The sequence below is a fragment of the Photobacterium obscurum genome, from assembly GCF_026191635.1.
GTDB lineage: Bacteria > Pseudomonadota > Gammaproteobacteria > Enterobacterales > Vibrionaceae > Photobacterium > Photobacterium obscurum.
On the sequence record NZ_JAKRRW010000003.1, the window covers coordinates 396,166 to 413,845 of the forward strand.

A 17,680-nucleotide genomic window follows, 5' to 3' on the forward strand; every position below is an offset into this window, starting at 1 on the left:
ATGTTTTAGCTGAGTTGGGTGATATGGCTAAGGCAATACCATCAAGCTTCAGCTTGGCTGTCATTATTATTGTGAGATGGGCCAACCTCGGAGTGGGTAGGGGGAGGCTGGCCCTATAGATCGTATAGAAGGAAGCGGCTTAGGCTTCTACGATCTCAATCTGTGGTTGAGGGTTCAGCATTTTTGCCAGGTCGTCTTCAACGTTACCGGTTAGCTGCAGGTTGAACTGCTGCTGCAGGAACTCGAAAATCGCTTCATTGACGAACTCTGGTGGGTTAGGACCCAGGTAGATGTTCTGGATACCCAGGTTGAACAGAGCCAATAGGATCAGCACTGCTTTTTGTTCCATCCACGATAGAACGATATTCACTGGCAGCTCATTGACCGGAACACCCATCGCATCGCTCAGCGCTAGGGCAATCATCACCGCACCGTAGCTGTCGTTACACTGGCCCAAATCCAGGTAGCGAGGGATTTCTGTACCTGGAACGGTACCGAAGTCATGGTCGTTGAAACGGAACTTACCGCACGACGAGGTCAGAATAATGCAGTCATCAGGAATCGATAGTGCCAAATCGCGGAAGTAGTCATTCGGCTTGCCTGGTTTATCACAACCGGCAACGACGAAGAACTGTTTGATTTTACCTGCATTAACCGCGTCCAGGATTTGCGGAGCCAAGCCAAGAATCGTCTTGTAGTTATGGCCGGTCATCAGGGTATCTTCGCTGTCGAAGCCTTCGATATCGGGCAGGCTTAACGTCTGTTCGATCAGTGGCGCAAAGTCATCTTCAAGCTGGCGGCAGTTGTCGATACCGACAATTCCGTAGCTGTATAGACGGTCGGCGTAATCAGCACGGCCTGTCGGCGGTACGATACAGTTTGTGGTAACGATGATCGTGCCGTTCCACTTCTGGAACAGTTGTTTCTGGTCGAACCAAGCTTTACCAATGTTACCTTTAAGGTGGCTGTACTTGCGTAGCTCAGGGTAGCCATGAGCCGGCAGCATCTCAGAGTGGGTATAGATGTTAATCCCTTTGCCTTCTGTGGCAATTAGCAGGCGCTCAAGTAGTTCAAGGTCGTGACCTGTTACTAGGATACCTTTACCTTCGGCTTTGTTCTGCGGTACGCAAACGGGAGTAGGGATCCCAAGTCGACCGTGATGTGCTTCGCCAAGGCGAGACATCATTTCGCTGCCAGCACCGCCAATCTTCATTAGTTGGGCGATATGCTGGTCAAAGCTGAAGTTAACGTTGGTCAGCGTAAAATACAGCGTTTCAGCAATAACATCATCTACAGACTTCGTATCGGCACCGAGATCATCGGCGTGGGTACGATAGGCTGACAGGCCTTTTAGGCCAAAGATCATAATATCCTGAAGGCGAGAAAGGGTATCGTCTTTACCACATGTTCCCTGAGTTTTTCCGGTGCTACCACAACCACCACTCTGGGCCATAGAGCACTGGTGACAAAACATTGCTAGGTTCGACATTACTGCATTCCTTAAAAGGTATATTTATTGTGCAACTTTATAAGGGGGAAGGATATAGGTACTGAATATGCTGAGTCATTGATCAGGATCATTATTTGCCAAAAGGAACATGCATTCAAAATGAAACTTTGAAGGGGTGAGCAAAAATACAGCAAGCTGTATGGCTTTGTCAGGATTTGGTAAAAGGGGTTGAGCGAGCAAGAGCGCATATATTATGCTTTTGATAGGATGCTCAGCAACTCATTCTCACCTGTATGGCCCGTTGGTTTAACTCACACAATATGTTGCTGGCATAACCCTGATAGAAGTATATCGAGGCTAGCTATGAAGGCGTGCAAAATTGAACAGAAGCTGCGTAAAGCTGCAATACAAGAGTCCCAGCGTCATCTGTGTGCTGTCAGAGCAAAATTTATGAAAAGGTATACAGGTAATCGGCGCCGGAGTTCTCAATGCGAGGCTGAGCGAACTGACATTTTGTATCGGTTGAAATAGGGCGCGGTTAACGCCCTTGGGGATGAAAATTAACTGGAGAGATTAGCCAGCAATTTTTGTCAGTACTTTTTTCAGCAATTGGATGCGAGGTGCAATGGTATCCAACTCCAGATATTCATCTGCACTGTGGAAACCAGCTCCTGCAGGGCCAAGGCCATCAAGTGTCGGGATGCCCAGTACTGCCGTCAGGTTTGCATCTGAGCCACCGCCAACTTCCTGCCACTTGATATCGATACCTAACTCTTTGCCTGATTCTTCAACTAGAGCCATCAGTGCTTCTGTTTTCTCTGTCGGTACCATTGATGGTTTGTGAGCTTCACGATCAACAGTAACGGTCACGCCGTCAACAAACGGGGCTTCAGCCATCGCACGAATTTTGGCATCAGCCTCAGCATATTCGTCGTTGTCCCAGAAACGGACGTCGACCACTGCTTCAGCCAGATCCGGAACAATATTCGCGCCAGCACCGCCTTTAACAATCCCTACGTTCAGGGTCGTTCCGGTTTCAAAGTTAGTTAGGCTATTAATACCAAGAATCCAGTTTGCCATTTCAGTGATTGCACTGCGGCCATTTTGCGGTTCGTTACCAGCGTGAGCGGCTTTACCTGCGAATGTTAAGCGGTAGCGTGCCATCCCTTTACGGGCTTTAACCAGCGAACCATCGGCACGTGCGGCTTCTGCAACCAGTACATTTTTCGCGTTGACAGCGACGCTTTTAAGCCATGCTTCTGAGTGAAGCGAACCAATTTCTTCATCCGGGTTCATGCAGATACAGATAGACAGCTTGTCCAGTGTCTCTTTGTCCATTTCACGTAGTGCATAAACTACATTTAGCAGGCCAGATTTCATGTCTGAAACGCCCGGACCGTAGGCACGTTTCTCATCGAATGTCATTGGGCGCGCAGCTACCGTACCTACAGGGAACACGGTATCCATGTGGCCAACCATCATTACATCAATGTCGATGCAGTCCGGTTTGTTGCGAACTTCCAGGCCTGTACCTGCGATACCGCAATCAACACGCTTAACATACCAGCCTAAATCCAGATATTTTTTTTCCATCTGGTTGGCAATAACTTCGATACCTTCTTTGGTTAGCGTACCGCAGTCAACATCAATAAGCGGGCGTAGTTCTTCTAGGTATTGCTCTAGAGAAAAGTCTTGCTGTGATAAATTCATAGTAACTCCTGAGAGATGCACCCTTAACAGGGTAGGAATAGCAACAGGAAGAGGGGGCTATCGAGCCCCCTTCTTGGAGAATTGTTATACCAGGATGTTCATGACAAACATGGCAGCAAAGGCGTTCAGCACCGATAGGGCAATCATTACCGGAATGTAACGACCTTCTGTGCCGATAGGACCCATAATGCGACCCATATACTGAACCTGGGAGCCCATTAGATAGATGGCCGGGGCAAGAATAGCAATGTGTTGTCCATTCAAGATACCTTGGTCAAACAGAGTAATAACGACACCAACAGCACCGCCCATCGACATCCAGGCACCAATCAATACTGCAGCAGCTTCACCTGGCAAGCCAAATACCGCCATGATAGGGGAGAACAGGCTGCCCATCGCATCCAGAGCGCCTGTGATTTGCAGTGCTTTGATAATAACGAAAGCCATCAGTACGTTAGGAACGGTAGAGGTCGTTGCAATCGTCCAACCTTTTTTGGCGCCTTCTACGAAAATGTCGGTCACCATCGGTTTCTTTGCCGTTGTCATTATGCCGCTTCCTCTTTTAGTTCATTTTTTTGCTCTGTTTTATCTTCTTTGCCTTCGGTGATGTTCAGGTATAGGCGGAACATGTTGGCACCGACAAACTTAAAGATGAACATAACGGCGACAGCCAAACCAATAGAAGATGTCACGGCTGGTGTGCCATCCATATTGGTCAGGGTAAATAGTACGGCGCCTGAAGAGAAAAAGTTAACGATGGCAGCACCTGCAGAGAACTGGAACATAGTGAACACGTCAGTTTCTCGTTTTGTCAGGTGGCCTTCATCCTTTAACTGGCGCGTCATTGCGGCACCGGCATCGGTACTTTGCAGTGAGGCGATAAGTGCCAGGCCAGAGTTGCCCGGAATACCCATTAGAGGGCGTAGTAGAGGAGTCAGCAGTTTGCGAGCCGCATCCAGCGCGCCGTAATGTTCAAGTACGTTGATCATGCCTAGCGCGAACATTACTGTCGGGATAAGAGTCAGAGCAAAAAGGAAGCCGTCACGGGCACCGCTGCCGCCTTTACCACGCATAGATGTTGCCGCGGTCTGGATGCCATCTGCCGTTTCGTTTACGGAGTAAACAACATTACCAAACGAGCCATTGAGTGTGGTGAAGTCAAATACACCATACCATTCGTTGGATTGTAGTAGGCCCGAGAAAAAGACCACGGCAAAGGCGAGGGCAATGTAACTGCCGATCGTGACTTTGCGGCCTTGCTCCGCTGGATTGCTCATAAATGTAACCTCATAAAAATCTAAATCGCTATCGCGAATCAACTGGCTACAAACTATCTCTGTTCAAAACTTTTCACATTTTGATATGAGTGTTTGTGCGCAGAAAAATAAAAACGAGGCTATTTTCGCTAATTGTTTGGCGAAGAAATTGATTGGGGTCAATATGTGCTACTGAAAGATAACACTTAGGAGTTATGAGTGATTATTTGTGATCTAGATCGCCATTAATAAGCTGTTAATAATGGTTAATAATCAAGGCTCTCATATTGACGGAATTTATATGTTTTTATCTTATTAATTAGTTGGTTGTGTTTGGTAAAAATTAAGTAGATGGTGTGTTTATGATGTTTTTTGCGGTGTGTATTGTCATTGTTTTATCATGTCCAGTGTATTATAGCTGTTATTAATAAATATTTACAAATTAATTCATGATGCGAAGGGGGGAAGCCGGTTCTTGGAAGAAAAGGTCCTAGGAAAGAGTAAGGGCTTGACCAAGTATTGATGTTCGGAGAGTCTGCCTTGCAGGACCACAGGACCACAGGACCACAGGACCACAGGACCACAGGACCACAGGACCACAGGACCACAGGACCACAGGACCACAGGACCACAGGACCACAGGACCACAGGACCACAGGACCACAGGACCACAGGAGTCTATCGATACAAAAAAAGCGCCCTAAGGCGCTTTTTATCATTTCTTGGCAAGGTATTAAGCAGTTTGCTGCTGGGTAACACCTTCGATTTCTTCTTCTGTATCAGCCGTTGCTGTTGGTGGGCAACGGTCAACGAACCAGCCCATGTAAGAAGAAACAATTGTTACGATGATACATACAAAGCTTAGCCACATGAACGGTGCGTAAGAGAAGGTCGCCACGCCCAGGATACTTGCCATGTAGATACCGTTATCACTCCAAGGCACCATACCAGAAGTCAGCGTACCACCGAATTCGGCATTACGAGACAGGTTCTTGCGCTGGTAGCCAAGACGGTCGTAGTTCTTGGCACAGATCTTAGGAGTCAGGATAAGCGACACATACATCGCCGAGCCGAATACGTTACCTAGGAATGCCGTTGCAATTGTTGATACTGACAGGCTACCTGCAGAGTTAACACGTTTTTCGAACAGCTTAGCAATTGTCTGCAGAACACCAACTTTATCCAGCAGGCCACCAAAGCCAAGACCGAATACGATAACTGCTACCGAGCCTAGCATAGAAGACATGCCGCCACGGTTTAGGATTGCATCGATAAAGTCAACGCCAGAGCTGATTGAGAACGGAGCCCAAGCTGTATTGAATGCAGCAAGTGGATCCATATCCTGAATCATAACCGCCCAAACAATACCTAGCAGAGAACCTAGTGAAATCACTGGGAATGAAGGTAGTCGCATTGCCAGAAGGGCTAGAACGATAATAACCGGCACGAATGAGAATGGAGAAATCACAAACTGCTGATCCATTGCGGCAATAACAGACTCAACCTGAGACATGTCAACATTGCCCGCGTAGTGGAAGCCTACAGCCGTAAACAGGATACCTGTGATGATGTAGCTGATCAGTGCAATTGGCAGCATGCCCTTGATGTGTTCCATGATTTCTACGTTAGACATAGAAGACGCCAGGATCACTGAGTCAGATAGCGGAGACATCTTGTCACCGAAGTAACAGCCTGACAGTACCGCACCGGCAGTCATTGGTGCTGGGATGCCCAGACCTTGACCAATACCCATCATGGCAATACCTGCCGTACCCGCCGCGCCCCAAGATGTACCTGTCGCCAGCGCTGTAAGCGAACAGATGATCATTGTCGCTAGCAGGAAGATAGATGGGTGGATGGCTTTCAGGCCATAGTAAATGATAGTCGGAACAATACCACCGGCAATCCAGGTACCAACCAATGCGCCAACGGCAAGCAGGATCAGTACGGCACCTAGGCCGTTGGAAATACCTTTAGTTGCCGCTTGTTCTAGCGACTTATAGTCATGGCCAAGTTTGATACCGAGTGCCATGATGATGAACCAGCCGATGTACAGTGCCAGCTGGATGGGTAAATCAAGTTTTGCGGTGAAAGAGAATGCCAGCGCAAGAAATATTCCCAACGCAACAATGACTTGTATAAGCGATGGAAGTTTCACAGTCTGTTTGTTCATACATCTAACCTTGTTAGTTCGAGCCTGTAAAATGTGGGAAAAACCCTGAATTAACCTCTAGTTGAGGCTAATAATTAATAATTTTTATGACTATTGAGTCACTCATTTAGGGTACTCATGTTGTTTCAGCGCTACTCTATCCGAATGCACTGGGTACCGCGATAGATATTGTGTTTTTCTGTGACCTCAACCAATCGGCACTATAAACTTCGAAAAAAATAATATTAACTCTTTTAAAAGTTGTTAAATTTTGGTGTTTTTAGTGTGCTTTGGTTGTTTTTTAACTGTTCTATAAATATATTTCCTTTTTTAAATTTTCCTTTATTTATGGTCTTAATACCCACTAAATGAGCAATTGGGTAGATGAAAAGCCCAAATAACATAAGATTTATAGGTTATCAGGGTGTGAGTTGTTTTTCAAAAATAGTGAATTGATACTGTTTATTATGTTAATGGAAGATATTGCATTTTGGTTTGTAAAATCCCCTTTCTTGTGTGGTTTGGCTGGCTAATTATACAAATGTAGATTGTTTTCTAGCCCATTTTTGTTGCTGGCAAAAGGTATATATTTACTGAATGATCAAAGGCATTTTTACCCGGCTTAATTGACAGTTATTCCGGTTATGGGCTTTTTTTTATGCGTTTCATGCAGATTCTGCTTGTTTTTCACAGCCTAAATCTCTATAGATGGAGTGATACCAGTGGGCACAACTATCTGCCGCTTGTTAGCTGAGCAGACCAGATAGCTTTGCCGACTGGTAACTTGATTATGTAATTCTGAACAGGGAGTGTAGTAACAATGATGAAAGTTGGTCTGGTTGGTTGGCGTGGCATGGTTGGTTCCGTGTTGATGCAGCGTATGGTTGAAGAGGGAGACTTCGACGTTATTGAGCCTGTATTCTTTTCTACGTCACAAGTCGGGATTCCGGCGCCAAACTTCGGTAAAGACGCAGGTGTACTGCAAGATGCTTTCGATATTGAAAGCCTAAAGAAACTCGATGCCATTATTACCTGCCAGGGGGGGAGTTATACCGAGAAGGTGTTCCCAGCGCTGCGTCAGGCTGGCTGGAAAGGTTACTGGATTGATGCAGCCTCTACATTGCGGATGAAAGAGGACGCAATCATTGCCCTTGATCCGGTTAACTTTGATCAGATAAAACAGGGTATTCACACTGGTACCAATACTTTCACCGGTGGTAACTGTACAGTTAGTTTGATGTTGATGGCAGTTGGTGGCTTGTATGAGGCTGGTCTGGTTGAGTGGATGACATCACAGACCTATCAGGCGGCATCTGGTGCCGGTGCGAAGAATATGCGCGAGTTGATCTCCCAGATGGGGGTGATTAATGATGCGGTATCTAGCGAAATGGCCAATCCGGCGACCTCGATCCTGGACATTGACCACAAGGTTGCCGAAGCCATGCGCTCTGCTGACTTCCCTGCGCAAGAGTTTGGTGTTCCGCTAGCAGGCTCTCTGATCCCTTGGATCGATGTGAAGCGTGAAAACGGCCAGAGTAAGGAAGAGTGGAAAGGCTCGGTGGAAACCAACAAGATCCTGGGCTTGGACAATAATCCGATCCCAATTGACGGGACTTGTGTGCGTATTGGGGCAATGCGTTGTCACAGCCAGGCCCTGACATTGAAGCTGAAGAAGAATGTGCCACTGGATGAAATCGAAGAGATGATCGCTTCTCACAACGATTGGGTGAAAGTGGTTCCGAATGATCGCGATGTGACGGTTCAGGAGCTAAGCCCGACAAAAGTGACGGGGACGCTGTCAGTTCCTGTTGGTCGCCTGCGTAAACTAGCAATGGGGGATGATTACCTTAATGCCTTTACCGTTGGTGATCAGTTGTTGTGGGGGGCGGCGGAGCCACTACGTCGTACACTACGTATTATTCTGGCTGAGAAGCAGTAATTTCCAGCCTTTTCTTAGAAAAGTATGAATAAAAAAACGCCTGCAATTGAATTGCAGGCGTTTTTATTTGAATTAGCCAGGATTAAGCTGCTAGGTTTTTCGCTACGAATTCCCAGTTAACCAGTGCCCAGAATGCATTCATGTAGTCAGGGCGTAGGTTGCGGTAGTCGATGTAGTAAGCGTGTTCCCATAGGTCAACAGTTAGAAGTGGAGTAACACCTTCTTCTGTTAGTGGAGTACCTGCGTTCGACGTGTTTACGATGTCTAGAGAGCCGTCAGCTTTCTTAACAAGCCAAGTCCAAGATGAGCCAAAGTTGTTGATTGCTGAATCAGTGAACTTAGTTTTGAATTCTTCAAAAGAACCGAATGTTTTAGCAATTGCGTCTGCAACTTCACCTGTTGGCTCGCCGCCAGCATTAGGGCTTAGGCAGTGCCAGTAGAAAGTGTGGTTCCAGATCTGAGCTGCATTGTTAAACACGCCGCCAGCAGGTGAAGTCTTGATGATTTCTTCCAGAGATTTCTCTGCTAGTTCTGTGCCTTCAACTAGACCGTTTAGTTTAACAACATATGTGTTGTGGTGCTTGCCGTGGTGGTATTCAAGCGTTTCCTGAGAGATGTGTGGCTCAAGTGCGTTGATAGCGTACGGTAGAGCTGGTAATTCGAATGCCATTGCTCGGTTCTCCATTTTGATTTTGGGGACAAGCCCCCCGACATTGCTTCCAGTAGACTTCAGGCCTACTTATTATTTGAAACTGACTGATATCAATCACATTGAAGCACTATACTGGTTGATATAGCACTGTAATGTGACTGCAGAGGCATTTTAGCAAGTTTTTACTTTATTAAAACCCCTAAATAGTAAAAATAGCATCTTGGCAGAGGTTATCCAGCTAATATCAAACTAAATTGTTAGCTGCGAGGCTCTGACAATTGTTCAGTTTGGTCTTTATACCCAAACTACCTCAAGATGCAGGATTCAGAGTGATATCAGCATGTCCAGTTCAAGGGAAATGACGGCAGGAATGGTGGGCTCATTTTTACGTCGTTTGACACTGAAATGGGCTTGCTGAATCACTCCCGAAGGGCGAGTTGACTGGGCTGGTATGCTGTGTTGCTGCTTTTTAACGTAGAACGGCTATGTCTTCAGTCAGCGCCTTGCCTACGCGGCCCGACCTACCCACCCAGTCATTCTCGCTGAAACGAGCATCTTGAGGTAGCTTGGGTATATAATACCCATATAAATATTAGGCGTTTTTTTCCGAGTCATGACAAAGTAGAATGATGCCTGTGAAATTCAACTTATAAGTAAGTGTCGTAAGAGGAAGCTATGGAAACCATCGACAAAATTAAACAACAGATCGCTGAAAACTCAATTCTGTTGTATATGAAAGGTTCACCAAAACTGCCAAGCTGTGGTTTTTCATCTCAGGCATCTCAAGCACTGATGGCGTGTGGTGAAAAGTTTGCTTATGTCGATATTCTGCAAAACCCAGATATTCGTGCTGAGTTACCAGCGTATGCTCAGTGGCCGACGTTCCCTCAGCTATGGATTGAAGGCGAGCTAATCGGCGGCTGTGACATCATTCTTGAGATGTTCCAGAAAGGCGAACTACAGCCAATGATCAAAGAAGCAGCTGAGCGCCGTGACGGCGAAGCAGCAGCGGAGTAATTTCCGTTTAGGAAAGATTTGATAATGTGAAAGCCCCGACTGTAGTCGGGGCTTTTTTATGGCTATTCTTAGTTTGGTATTACAGTTCCGTAAATTATGCCTCTTCATTCAGAAGTTGCACAGTTAGCTCTTTTAGGGTGCGATATGCCGTATTTTCAATGCTGAACTGGTTTAAATTCGCTGCGGTTTCAATTGACTCAAGTGGTGCAGCCAACGCCTCGCATTCCAGCATCCGCGATGCTCCTTTCATCCTGTGGGCAATGAGACTGATTTTTTCCTGGTTGCATTCGCTGATAGCCTGTTCAAGTAGAGTGAAATCCTGCAGGTGGTTTTGTCTGAACTCGGCCATTAGTTTTTCTACCACTTCTTTATCTTCAAACAGTAATAGGATTTGCTGCTCATCAAGCACGGATGACTGGTGTTGTATGTGTGCTACCGAATGACTTTTGCCAGTCGTCAATACGGGTTGTGGGAATGAGTGTTCGGAGCCTTTATCAGTTGCCTTAATGGCAAGTTGCTCGTCGATAGCGCTAAATAGGTCAAGAAACTCATTGGCACAGTATTGTTGCTCTGCTTGTGGCTCTTGATTCGTGCTGCCCTGATCTTGTATCTCGGCGTTTAACCATTTCCACAGGACTTCTTTTAGCTTTGCAGCAGAAACGGGTTTAATCAGAAAGTCATTCATCCCCATCTCATAGCAGCGGTTATCTTCTCCCTGTATCGCGTTTGCTGTCAGGGCTATGATTGGTAAACCTGCGACAAGAACTCCCTGAGTCGTATTTATTGCATGCTGCCGCCAATATGAGTTGCTTATGGTGGGACCAAATCTTTTCAGTAGTTCGCTAGACGTCAAGTTGTCGCTATTTTCAGCCTCGATGGCGTAGCGTTCCTGTTGCCGGATAGTTGCCGCCAGCGTATACCCATCCATCTCTGGCATGTGGCAGTCAGTAAGCAAGAGGCCATATCGATGATTTTTCGTCGCTTCAATGGCTTGAAATCCGTTTTCAACGATATCGGCATGAATGCCGATTTTCTCTAGCTGCTTGGAGATGACTTGCCGGTTGATTGGATGATCTTCGGCAACGAGAATTAATCTTCCGTTAGCTTCGGCAGACTCCCGGCTTTCTGTCATTCTGTCGGTTAGCACAAAGTCAGACAGCTCGGTCTGGATTTCGCTGATAGGTTTGGTCAGTACATGTTTGAGGTTGTCTGGAAGCAGTGGGTTGACAGATAGGCACCACTGCTGGCCGATAGGCTCGGGCGATAGCATCGGGTTTTGGTTGATGATAATAACCTTGACGTTTGGTAGATGCTCTTTTAGCCATTGCTCATCAATACCAAGTTGCTGCCAGATGGCCATGGCGATAAAGATATAGCTGGGCTGGTGATTCAAGGCCTCTTCTTTCAGTATCTTCGGGTGATCTAGCGTCAGCATTTTAGGTTCAAGGTGCAAGTGTTGCAGGTAGCGATATAGCTCTTCGCGCTGGATGAAATAACCAATGATCAGACTATTGCCGTCGAGGTGCTCAGTAACTGAAGTGTCAACGCTCTTTGGTTGTATTGACGCTATGCTCGTATCCGGCTCACCCAGCGGTAAAGTGACGGTGACACTAAACTGGCTACCTTTGCCTAGCTGGCTGCTGAGGCTGATCTTTCCATGCATTTGCTCGATGAGCTTACGGGCGATTGCTAATCCAAGGCCGGTGCCGCCGAAACGTCGGCTGGTGCTTTGATCGGCTTGTTCAAATGGCCTGAACAGGGTTTTCTGCTGTTCCGGTGAGATCCCTATCCCGGTGTCGCTGATGGTGAAGCGGATAACTTGCTGGTTTGGTTGGTTATCTGAATCATGTTCATGAAGAACATCTATACTCAGGCCGATTGTGCCTTGTTCAGTAAACTTGATCGCATTATTCAGGAAGTTATTCAGGATTTGATGGAGCCGAATATCATCGGCAAAGTGCCAGCCAGCCAATGTAGGATCCTGCCAGTACTGGAAGGCGAGGTTCTTTTGTTGGGCATGGATAGACTGCGGCTGAATGATGCGAGCAAGTACCTTGCCCAGCTCGATGTTAGTTGGGGTGAGCTCCAGTTTGCCGGCTTCAATCTTTGAATAGTCAAGGACATCATTGACGATATGGAGCATATTTCGGGCTGACTGGGTTAGTCCGCCGTGCAGGTTAATCAGTTCATCATTGAGAGGCTGATCGGCCATAAGCTCCAACAGGCCAAGAATGCCGCTGATTGGAGTACGTACTTCATGGCTGATAGTGGCAAGGAACTGTGATTTAGCTGCGGTCGCGATTTCAGCTTTTTGCCGTGCATTTTCGATAGCCAGCTGCTGTTGCTTAAGAAGCGTTATATCGGTAGCGACGGTATTCCAGTAAAAACCACCGTCTTCTCGGGGAGTGATCCGGCTATTAAACTGTACCCATTTTAGTTTGCCCTGATAGCATTTAAGTTGTTGCTCGCGGCTCCAGTGCCCGACGTTTATTGCCTGGAGCATACTTTGCTTCAGCTCGGCCATATCAAGGCCCTCTAGCAGGTTAAGCAGTGTTTCAGGGCGCTCTTTGATAGACGTGGCTGAAACTCCCAAGAGCTCTTTAACTCCGGCACTGACGAAGCTGTAGTAAATATCGAAGGGGTGTTCAGGGCTGAGCTGGATATGTTGTAGTACAACGCCGTCAAGGTTATCGGCAAGGTGCTGAAGACGTTTTTCTGCTCGTTTGGCTCGTTTTTCAGCGGCTTTTCGCTGTTGAATTTCTTCGGCCATTTTGCGATTCCAGCAGATGATGGCGATAATGACCACGAGGGTGAACAGTGTAATAATTCCTGCCCATTTCGCTACTTCCCGTGGTGCCAAACCTTCCTGGTATTCAAAGGTCAGCCACTTGTTTTCCAGTCGCTTTAGTTCTTTGGGGGGGATAGCGCTGATCGCTTTGTTGATAATATTGAGTAGGATCGGGTGGCGAAAATTGATCGCAAAACGTAGCGGTACTAAGTTTTTCTCTTCAATCTGGCCAATCATTTTGAACTGGCCAATATAGTCTGACTGGAGTAGGGGGGAGGCGTGATGCAGTGAAGTCAGAACCCGGTCAACTTCCTCTTTTTGCAAAGCTTGAAAGGCGGAAAGCTGATTGATATAGGATATCGGTACACATTCACTACACAGGCTTGGCAGCAGTTCTGCCCCTGAGGTGTCGGCAATGATAGCCACTTTCAATCTGTTGTTGCTAAAAAGGGTATCTATTTTTTCTTCTGCCGGGGCAAATAGTACCCAAGGCTCGCTGACATAAGGGCTAGAAAAATACATCAGTTTCTCTTGTGCCGCTGTCTGTGAGAGGGCAGAGAGCATCATCAGCTCACCGTCAAGAAAAGCCTGATTAAGATCTGAAAATTGCTTTTGGCTGCTGATCTTAAACTTTACCCCAAGTTCGTTGCTAAGAATGGTGAGTAAATCTGCAGTTAGGCCGGTATGGGCATTTTGGGTATTAAGGTAGTCATATGGGGCCCAGTTGTCGCGAACCCCTATGGTGAGATAGGGATTTTTATCCAGCCAGCCTCTTTCTTCTGCGGTTAATCGTAACTGACCATAATTCGTGAACATGTTGATTTGTTCTGGGGTGAGCCATTGATTGTAAATGGCTTTTAGGGTGTGGGCTTTTATGTCTTCAAGTGCGAAATTGATTCTGCTAAGCAGCTTGTGCTTACCTTTCTGGGTCGCAAAATGTAAATGATTGGTGGGAAGGCCTGGCAGAATTGACAGCTCCAGTGAGGTGTCATTTTGTAGCTGTAATAAGTCAGACAGAACGACTGAATCTCCGATATAGCCATCAGCCTTTCCGGATTGGATCGCTTCTATAGCATGTTGACTGTCGGCGACTGAGAATAAAGTTGTTTCAGGTATTAAGCTAGGTAACAGTTCTTGTAAGGCAAACCCTTGTTCAATGGCAATCTGCTTGCCATCAAGTTCCTGATATTGGTTGATGGGCTTTCCTTGGGTGATCACTGCTCGCCGAATTGAAAACATTGGTTCGCTGAAGGCCATGTACTGTTGCCGGCTAAAGGTTGAAGTGACACCGGGGAGAAGATCAAGCTCATTAGCCTGGAAGGCGGCAATGACATCATCATAGGTTGGAAAAAGAATGATGTCGTAGGTGAAATCGGCATGCTTGGCAACTTGATCAAGAACATCAATGAGTAGCCCGTCAACCCGCTTGCTGCTAGTAGTATGCTTATTTATTGCTGCTTGTGGGGATATCTTCTCCGTAATATAGGTATAGGGAGGGAAGCTGAAGCTGGGTAAGCCCACACGAATGTGGGGTTTGCTGACCGCAGGGGGGGCTGTCAACGGTGGTTCAGCCTGGGCAACCACAGCCCAAAGAACGAAGATCAGGCCGCAGCTAGTGGTGAAGTATCTGGACCAGCGATAGAGTATCTTCATCGTTATTCCTTACATTCCTGTCGCTATTTTCCTTGAGCTGCACTTGTTGATATCACTCTGTATCATGCGGTCTTTCAGGGGGAGCGGTTAGCCAGTTACAGCCTGAGAAGGTGCATTGGCCCTCTCGAGTTCATTTAGAGCAATACTCTGTAATCGAGACAGTGATCGTGTTGTCGGCGTATAGCAGTTGTTCAGTTGCTGTTTTATTCTGGGGATTTCGCTGTGCTGTCCGAGTTCACGATGGGCTAGGCAGATTAGATAGCCGGTTTCAAAGTCAGTGATTTCATTTTCAAGTATCTGGCTTAACAGATCTGCAGCCTCCTTGGACTTACCAAGTTCTATTAGGCGTAGCGCTTGAATCGCTTTTTGAGTCGCCTTTGACGTTAAGTTACTTTGATTACCTTTGCTCACTCGGTACCAAGCGGCGTCGGCACGCCAGCCGGGAAGCTTGTCGTTATCTATGCCTTGCATATCGGCATAGATAGATAACCCGCGTCGGCCGGAGTTGTCCCACATGGAATAGGGAAGCAGATGAGCCACCTGCAAGAGGTAAGGGACAGCTTTGTTTAAATCACCGCATGCAATATGAAGCCAGGCCATATTCAATGTCTGTTCAATGCTACTGGAATGTAATTGTAAGGCTCGTTGAATGGTTTCTTCTGCGTCAGCCCATCGTTCTGCTTCAATACAGATTTCGGTTTTGATATTTAGTAAGCGGACATTAGATTTATTTTGCTCAATCAGTGAGTTGATGTGTTCTCGTGCAGCCTGATGCTGCTTTTTTTCGAGCAAAATTTCGGTTTGTTTTATTCTTGCTGGTAGATGGTTATGTAGTTGCAGCAATCCGGCTAACATCGCCTGAGCCTCATCAAACTGCTGGTTTTTACACAGCAGGTTGGCGATATGAAGAATACCGCTTTTTAGTGCGATGGTATCGGGAGCAGTGGTAAAGAGTGGTTTGACTTCAGCGAGTCCATTTCTGTTGAAAGCCTGTTCAAGGTTCTGGCAATACTCGCGTCGTAACAGACCTGAGGAAACGCGTTTGATAATGTCGTCCGAGCGAATAGGCTTGATGAGGTAACCGTCGGGTTCTAGTTGGGAGTAACCCAAAAATACATCTTGGCTGTCATTCCCAGTAACGATAAAAACCAGCGCCTGCTGCTTGAGCACCTCTTTATAGCGCAAAAATTCCAGTAAATGCAGCCCGGTACTTCCGCTGCCCAGGTTATGGTCGATAAGTAGAATGTCGAACTTACGTTGGTTGCATGCCGCAATCGCGCCTTTGGCACTGGCGGTACTGATAATATTATTCATGGGGACGCCGAGCTTGATCAATAAAGCCCGGGTGGCACTTTGAATAATATTGCTGTCGTCGATGATCAGGTAAGTCGATTGAGCAAGTATTTCCATATAGAAGCCCTATCATGCAGAAATCCGTATCCATATGAATCTAATATAGTATGTGGAGATTGTTTACAATATTTTTATGCGCAAGGTGGCATTAGTGGATGTAACTGCCATTAAATAGAAAAAAAGGCCGCATTAGCGACCTTTTTTAATATCGAGTTGTAGTTATAGGGAAAACTACAGCATCATTGATGCTAACCAGCCAAAGGCAATCAGAGGCAGGTTGTAGTGAATAAAGGTTGGTACCACGGTCTCCCACACGTGCTCGTGCTGGCCGTCAGCATTCAGACCCGCTGTCGGACCAAGTGTTGAGTCCGAGGCCGGAGAGCCTGCATCACCCAGGGCAGCTGCCGTGCCTACCAGCGCGACAGTCGCCAGTGGTGAAAAGCCGAAGGTTAAACATAGCGGTACATAAATAGTAGCCAGAATTGGAATTGTCGAGAACGATGAACCAATGCCCATTGTTACCAGCAGGCCAACAACCAGCATTAGCAGTGCTGCTAGCGGTTTGTTATCGCCAATGACATCAGCCAATGAGCTAACTAGCGTTTCAACACCACCGGTTGCTTTCATTACAGAGGCAAATCCAGCCGCTGCAATCATAATAAAGCCAATCATAGCCATCATATGAACACCTTTGGTGAACACATCATGGGTCTCTTTCCACTTAATCACACCACCAAATGTGAACACCATGAAGCCGATCAGGCCACCGATGATCATCGAGCCGCTGTATAGCTGAGCACCTAGAGCGGCGATAATTGCCCCAACAGCAATGTAGACATGCTGCATATCGATCTCGGCATGTTCCGGTTCAGTCGCCAGTATCTTCTCTTCTGAATACTCACGCGGTTTACGGTAGCTAAAGAAGGTCGCAACCAGCAGACCGAAAATCATGCCCATGGCCGGCAGCATCATGGCATAAGGAACCTGACCTGCAGTTACATCCAGGCCATTGTCATGTAAGTTTTTCAGCAAGATATTGTTGAGGAAAATACCGCCAAAACCGACCGGTAGCACCATATAAGGTGTTACCAGACCAAATGTCAGGACACAGGCAATCAGGCGACGATCCAGCTTTAGCTTGGCAAATACATGCAGTAGCGGTGGGATCACGATCGGAATAAACGCGATATGAACCGGAATGGCGTTCTGAGAAGAGATGGCAAGAAGCACTAAAATGGTTAGAACGGAATATTTCACACCGGTCGCAGCCGCCGCATTTTCATGGCCGCTGATACGTTTGATTACTTTTTGCGCCAGGACATCGGTGATGCCCGAACGAGAAATTGCGACAGCAAAAGTACCAAGCATTGCATAGCTTAGCGCCGTTGTTGCACCGCCGCCTAAACCGCTTTCAAAAGCGGATACGGTTTCAGCTAGAGGCATCCCGCCTATAAGGCCACCTAAAATGGCACTGAAGGTAAGCGCAACCACGACATTGACCCGCATTAAAGCTAGGACAAGCATGACGCATACCGAAATTACTACTGGGTTCATAAAACTAAGATCCATCCGTTGTTTATACCATATTGAATAACTGTCTTATTCATGACTACTGAATAACCATCCAATCGTTCAGCCTGGTATTTTGCATATATGTGAAGTTTATTATGGTTTTTGGCTGCTTTGCTCAAAAACATTCAGTTTCCTGAA

The 17,680-nt window shown here is 46.7% G+C and carries 11 protein-coding genes; 2 read left to right on the plus strand and 9 right to left on the minus strand.

Annotation, left to right across the window (positions count from 1 at the left end):
- Positions 1 to 139 precede the first annotated feature (139 nt).
- The 5 genes from hcp to nhaC all read right to left on the minus strand — a co-directional run bounded on the left by hcp (position 140) and on the right by nhaC (position 6,589).
- A complete protein-coding gene (gene hcp, locus MD588_RS05940) occupies positions 140 to 1,489 on the minus strand; it encodes a hydroxylamine reductase (protein WP_265696047.1) in 1,350 nt (449 codons plus the stop codon).
- Positions 1,490 to 2,023: 534 nt separating this feature from the next.
- Positions 2,024 to 3,160 (minus strand): M20 family metallopeptidase, encoded by a 1,137-nt coding sequence (locus MD588_RS05945; protein ID WP_265696048.1) that lies wholly within the window; start codon positions 3,158 to 3,160, stop codon positions 2,024 to 2,026.
- 84 nt (positions 3,161 to 3,244) lie between these two features.
- Positions 3,245 to 3,706 (minus strand): YjiG family protein, encoded by a 462-nt coding sequence (locus MD588_RS05950; protein WP_265696049.1) that lies wholly within the window; start codon positions 3,704 to 3,706, stop codon positions 3,245 to 3,247.
- The gene (locus MD588_RS05955) at positions 3,706 to 4,437 is read right to left on the minus strand and encodes a nucleoside recognition domain-containing protein (RefSeq protein WP_265696050.1); all 732 of its coding nucleotides are present in this window, start codon (positions 4,435 to 4,437) and stop codon (positions 3,706 to 3,708) included. Before MD588_RS05955 ends, MD588_RS05950 begins: the two co-directional genes overlap by 1 nt.
- Before the next feature lie 712 nt (positions 4,438 to 5,149).
- Complete coding sequence (gene nhaC, locus MD588_RS05960; protein WP_265696052.1) at positions 5,150 to 6,589, minus strand: Na+/H+ antiporter NhaC; 1,440 nt, start codon at positions 6,587 to 6,589, stop codon at positions 5,150 to 5,152.
- An 802-nt stretch (positions 6,590 to 7,391) separates the two neighbouring features.
- On the opposite strand from nhaC, the gene asd reads away from it, so the two are divergent.
- Complete coding sequence (gene asd / locus MD588_RS05965; RefSeq protein WP_265696110.1) at positions 7,392 to 8,507, plus strand: aspartate-semialdehyde dehydrogenase; 1,116 nt, start codon at positions 7,392 to 7,394, stop codon at positions 8,505 to 8,507.
- A gap of 82 nt (positions 8,508 to 8,589) precedes the next feature.
- Here asd and sodB read toward each other — a convergent pair whose 3' ends face one another.
- On the minus strand, positions 8,590 to 9,177 hold the full coding sequence (gene sodB, locus MD588_RS05970; protein ID WP_265696053.1) for a superoxide dismutase [Fe]: 588 nt from the start codon (positions 9,175 to 9,177) through the stop codon (positions 8,590 to 8,592).
- A gap of 657 nt (positions 9,178 to 9,834) precedes the next feature.
- On the opposite strand from sodB, the gene MD588_RS05975 reads away from it, so the two are divergent.
- A complete protein-coding gene (locus tag MD588_RS05975; protein WP_265696056.1) occupies positions 9,835 to 10,176 on the plus strand; it encodes a Grx4 family monothiol glutaredoxin in 342 nt (113 codons plus the stop codon).
- A gap of 94 nt (positions 10,177 to 10,270) precedes the next feature.
- On the opposite strand, the gene MD588_RS05980 is transcribed toward MD588_RS05975, so the two are convergent.
- From MD588_RS05980 to MD588_RS05990, 3 genes are all read right to left on the minus strand, one after another.
- Positions 10,271 to 14,617 (minus strand): transporter substrate-binding domain-containing protein, encoded by a 4,347-nt coding sequence (locus tag MD588_RS05980; RefSeq protein ID WP_265696058.1) that lies wholly within the window; start codon positions 14,615 to 14,617, stop codon positions 10,271 to 10,273.
- A gap of 87 nt (positions 14,618 to 14,704) precedes the next feature.
- Complete coding sequence (locus MD588_RS05985; protein WP_265696060.1) at positions 14,705 to 16,027, minus strand: response regulator; 1,323 nt, start codon at positions 16,025 to 16,027, stop codon at positions 14,705 to 14,707.
- A gap of 174 nt (positions 16,028 to 16,201) precedes the next feature.
- Positions 16,202 to 17,524: a Na+/H+ antiporter family protein gene (locus tag MD588_RS05990; protein WP_265696063.1), complete on the minus strand. Its 1,323-nt coding sequence runs from the start codon at positions 17,522 to 17,524 to the stop codon at positions 16,202 to 16,204.
- Between the last annotated feature and the right edge of the window lie 156 nt (positions 17,525 to 17,680).

Coding starts and splice junctions, on each gene's coding strand:
- MD588_RS05955 (WP_265696050.1), bottom strand. CDS start 4,437: ATGAGCAATCCAGCGGAGCAAGGCCGCAAAGTCACGATCGGCAGTTAC.
- MD588_RS05945 (WP_265696048.1), bottom strand. CDS start 3,160: ATGAATTTATCACAGCAAGACTTTTCTCTAGAGCAATACCTAGAAGAA.
- hcp (WP_265696047.1), bottom strand. CDS start 1,489: ATGTCGAACCTAGCAATGTTTTGTCACCAGTGCTCTATGGCCCAGAGT.
- MD588_RS05990 (WP_265696063.1), bottom strand. CDS start 17,524: ATGAACCCAGTAGTAATTTCGGTATGCGTCATGCTTGTCCTAGCTTTA.
- asd (WP_265696110.1), top strand. CDS start 7,392: ATGAAAGTTGGTCTGGTTGGTTGGCGTGGCATGGTTGGTTCCGTGTTG.
- nhaC (WP_265696052.1), bottom strand. CDS start 6,589: ATGAACAAACAGACTGTGAAACTTCCATCGCTTATACAAGTCATTGTT.
- sodB (WP_265696053.1), bottom strand. CDS start 9,177: ATGGCATTCGAATTACCAGCTCTACCGTACGCTATCAACGCACTTGAG.
- MD588_RS05975 (WP_265696056.1), top strand. CDS start 9,835: ATGGAAACCATCGACAAAATTAAACAACAGATCGCTGAAAACTCAATT.
- MD588_RS05950 (WP_265696049.1), bottom strand. CDS start 3,706: ATGACAACGGCAAAGAAACCGATGGTGACCGACATTTTCGTAGAAGGC.
- MD588_RS05980 (WP_265696058.1), bottom strand. CDS start 14,617: ATGAAGATACTCTATCGCTGGTCCAGATACTTCACCACTAGCTGCGGC.
- MD588_RS05985 (WP_265696060.1), bottom strand. CDS start 16,027: ATGGAAATACTTGCTCAATCGACTTACCTGATCATCGACGACAGCAAT.